This window comes from Mesorhizobium sp. M2C.T.Ca.TU.002.02.1.1, assembly GCF_003997225.1.
Genome location: NZ_RZTO01001047.1, coordinates 1 through 1,826 on the forward strand (window position 1 = coordinate 1; position 1,826 = coordinate 1,826).

A 1,826-nucleotide genomic window follows, 5' to 3' on the forward strand; every position below is an offset into this window, starting at 1 on the left:
CGCTTCGCTCCCGCTCCGCCCGTGGATGACGAACGGAGAGGCCCTTACGCGGCAGCCTTCCACCCATCCCTGATATGCCTGTACCCCTCGCGATACACAGCCTCCGGGCTTTCGGCAAAATCGCGCCACACCTTCGTCGCCGCTGCCAGATCCTTCAGCGAGCGTCCGAACGATTCGATCGTCAGCCAGTCGTCGTAACCGGTCCGGCGAATAGCGGAGAAAGTTTCCTTCCACGGGATGTTGCCGCGCCCCGGCACGCCGCGATCGTTCTCCGAAATGTGGATATGGACGACATTGCGGCGATGCTTCGTATAGGCGCCGATCGGGTCGGCCTCCTCGATATTGGCGTGGAACGTGTCGTACATCGCCTTGATGTGCGGCCGGTCGATCGCGTCGATGTGCTCCGACAGGTCGGCCATGGTGTTGACCAGGTAGCATTCGAAGCGGTTGAGCGCTTCCAGCCCGATGGTCACGCCTTGCTTGCCGGCATGGTCGCCGATGGCGCGCTGGGAGCCGACCGAGCGCTTTTTTTCGGCGGAAGTCGGCCCGCTGCCGGAGAAGGCGCCGAGCGTCGAATGCAGCGGGCCGCTGAGCGTCTTCGCACCAAGCGCCGCGCTGCAGTCGATCGCCCATTTCATGTAGTCGATGCCGGCCTTGCGGGTCGCGGCATCCGGCGAGATCAGGTTCATCGCCGGATCGCCCATGGCCGAGACCGCGGTGCGCTCCAGGCCGATGCGGTCGAGCATCTCACCGAGTTTTTTGTAATCGTCGGGCGCCCCGACGAAGACCGGTATCTCGACGCCATCGAAGCCGGTCGCCTTGATATCCCTCAGCAGCGCCTCGTGCTTCTTCGAGACGCTGGTCGTCCACAAGAACATGCACATGCCGATTTTCATCGACTCCCCCCTCATCACCTTCGATCAAGGGGTGATGCGATTCAGGTCAGGCCGAGTCGAGAACGGTGGCTTCCGAGAACCGGAGCGGAGCGTACTTAAAGTACGTGAGCACCGGAAGCGCAGGAAGCCGCCGTTCGCAGGCCGGCCTCACCTGAATATCGGCACCCCTAGAGCTTCGTCCACGCCCCATTCTTCTTCGACGACTTCACGCAGGCCTCGATGAAGGCCATGCCTTCGACGCCGTCCGCGATCGTCGGGAAGATCACATCCTTGGCCGGCTTGCCGCCCTTCCGGCGCGCGGCGCGGATGGCGCGGGCGGCCTCCTGGTAGATGTTGGCAAAACCTTCGAGATAGCCTTCCGGATGGCCGGACGGCACGCGGCTGACGCGCGCGGCCACCGCCATCGCGCCGGCGCCGGCTCGCGTGAGCAGTTGCTTCGGCTGGCCGAACGGCGTGTACCAGAGGTAGTTCGGGTCGGCCTGCACCCATTCCAGCCCGCCCTTGGAGCCGTAGATGCGCAGCTTCAGCCCGTTCTCATGACCGGGCGCCACCTGGCTTGCCCAGATCATGCCCTTGGCCGGATGCTTGTTGCCAACCGGCTTGAAGCGCAGCATGACGTTGACATTGTCGTCGAGCTGGCGGCCCGGCACGAAGGCGTCGAGATCGGCCGACAGGGAATCCAGTTCCAGCCCGGACACGAAGCGGGCGAGGTTGTAGGCATGCGTGCCTATGTCGCCCAGCGCGCCGCCGGCGCCGGCCTGCTTGGGATCGGAACGCCAGGAGGCCTGCTTCTGGCCGGTGGCGGCGAGGTCTTCGGTCAGCCAGTCCTGCGGATATTCCGACTGCACGATGCGGATGTCACCGAGCATGCCCTTGGCCACCATCTCGCGCGCCTGCCGGATCATCGGATAGGCGGTGTAGTTGTGGGTC

At 64.7% G+C, this 1,826-nt stretch carries 2 protein-coding genes; both read right to left on the minus strand.

From position 1 onward, the window contains the following. Positions 1-44 precede the first annotated feature (44 nt). Complete coding sequence (locus EOD07_RS33125) at positions 45-896, minus strand: sugar phosphate isomerase/epimerase (protein WP_127238225.1); 852 nt, start codon at positions 894-896, stop codon at positions 45-47. A 167-nt stretch (positions 897-1,063) separates the two neighbouring features. Next, positions 1,064-1,826 (minus strand): Gfo/Idh/MocA family oxidoreductase (locus tag EOD07_RS33130; protein WP_164772783.1); only part of this gene is annotated, 763 nt, incomplete at its 5' end.